Annotated in this window: 2 protein-coding genes; one reads left to right on the top strand and one right to left on the bottom strand. The window is 63.8% G+C overall.

What is annotated here, in order from left to right; translation table 11 throughout:
- Nucleotides 1–1,789 (top strand): YgiQ family radical SAM protein (locus GX108_02375; GenBank protein ID NLO55893.1); only part of this gene is annotated, 1,789 nt, incomplete at its 5' end.
- On the opposite strand, the gene GX108_02370 is transcribed toward GX108_02375, so the two are convergent.
- On the bottom strand, nucleotides 1,764–2,033 hold a 270-nt coding region (locus GX108_02370), incomplete at its 5' end, for a universal stress protein (protein NLO55892.1). The genes GX108_02375 and GX108_02370 overlap by 26 nt on opposite strands.

The raw sequence follows: 2,033 nt of genomic DNA, 5'->3' as shown, positions 1-2,033 counted from the left end.
CGGCGACGCCTACGTGGACCATCCAAGCTTCGCCAACGCCGTCATACCCAGGGTGCTGGAAGGGAAGGGTTACCGTGTGGGCGTGATCGCCCAACCCGACTGGAGGAGCCTGGAGGACTTCCTGGTCTTTGGCCGCCCTCGGCTCGGCGCCCTGGTTTCGGCCGGCAACCTGGATTCCATGCTCTCCCACTTCACGGCGGCGAAGAAACCCCGGAGGGATGACCCCTACTCACCCGGCGGCAGGGCCGGGGGGAGACCCCAGAGGGCGACGGTAGTCTACTGCAACCGGGCCAGGGAGGCCTGGAAGGACGTCCCGCTCATCATCGGCGGCGTCGAGGCGAGCCTTAGGAGGTTCGCCCACTATGACTATTGGTCCGACAGCGTCAGGAGGTCCATCCTCGTGGACAGCAAGGCCGACCTCCTCGTTTTCGGCATGGGAGAAAAGCCTATCCTCGAGATCGCCGAGGCTCTTTCGGGAGGTACTCCCCCAGACCGGATCAGGGATGTCCGGGGAACCTGTTATCGCTCGAAGGCGGAGAGCCTCCCCCCGGAAGCAGTCGTTTTGCCCCCCTTCGAGGTGGTAACCAGCGACCGTGGGGCCTTCGCCGAGGCCTTTCGGTTCCAGCACAGGGAACAGGACCCCTTCAGGGGGCGCCCCGTCGTCCAGGATCAGGGAGCCTGGTACGTGGTGCAGAACCCGCCCTCGATGCCCCTTTCCACGGAGGAGATGGACTGGGTCTATGAACTCCCCTACAGGAGGAAACCCCACCCCATGTACGACGAAAGGGGAGGCGTCCCCTCCATCGAGGAGGTCCGGTTCAGCATAACAGCCCACCGGGGTTGCTTCGGCAGTTGCTCCTTCTGCTCCATATCCTCTCACCAGGGAAGAATTATCCAGGCCAGGAGCGATGCCTCTATCCTGAGGGAGGCCAGGCTCCTGGCGAGGTTACCCGATTTCAATGGTTACATCCACGACGTGGGGGGGCCAACGGCCAACTTCCACTCACCCGCCTGCGCAGCCCAGTTCACCCGGGGCTCCTGCCCCGACAGGGACTGCCTCTGGCCGGAACCCTGCCCCGCCCTGGAGGCGAACCAGGAGGGCTATTTCGAACTTTTGAAGAAGGTCCGCTCCCTCCCGGGGGTGAAGAAGGTCTTCGTGCGCTCCGGCATCCGCTACGACCACCTCCTGGCCGCCCGTGACCCGAAGCTCATCGAGGACCTTTGCGAACACCACGTCAGCGGCCAGCTCAAGGTGGCTCCCGAGCACATATCCACCGAGGTTCTTCGGCTGATGAAGAAACCAGGAAAGGAAATCTTCCTGGAGTTCAAGGGAGAATTCGACAGGGCCAACAGGAAGCTGGGCAAGGAGCAGTACCTCGTCCCCTACCTGATGTCAAGCCACCCAGGCTCCACCCTGGCCGACGCCGTGGAGCTGGCCCTGTTTCTGAAGGAAATCGGGTATCACCCCGAACAGGTGCAGGACTTCATCCCCACGCCGGGAACCCTTTCGACCTGCATGTTCTACACCGGCCTGGACCCCCTGACCGGCGAGGAGGTCTACGTCCCTCGGTCGGCCCACGAGAGGAAACTCCAGAGGGCGCTGCTGCAGTACCGATCGCCGACCAACAGGAGGCTGGTCGAGGAGGCCCTGAAGTCGGCCGGGAGGGGGGACCTGGTAGGCACAAGCCCCCACTGCCTGATCCGGCCCATGGGCCGCGGGATCAGGAATAAGGGGCGTTATCGCAAAAAGGCACGGCCCCGGGTCAGTCGCGGGGGCGGAAAACGATGACCGTGCAGGGAGCGTGTTCCACCACCCTGGCGGCCACGCTTCCGATGAAGAACCTCTCCAGGCTTCCCATGCCCCTGTGCCCTATAAAGATGGACCTGTAAGGGTTATCCTCCGCCTGGCGGATGATCTCCCCCGAGGGGCTTCCGTAGGGGAAGATCATGGAGACCTCCACCTTTTCGGCCCCGGCCTCCTCCCGCTCCTTGAGGACCATGGCCTCCAGGGCCTTCCTGGTGGCCTTGGCATG

It is taken from the genome of Thermovirga sp. (genome assembly GCA_012523215.1).
Taxonomy (GTDB): Bacteria; Synergistota; Synergistia; order Synergistales; family Thermovirgaceae; genus 58-81.
The sequence above is the reverse complement of the archived record's forward strand: the minus strand, read 5'-3'. Positions and strand labels throughout refer to the sequence as shown.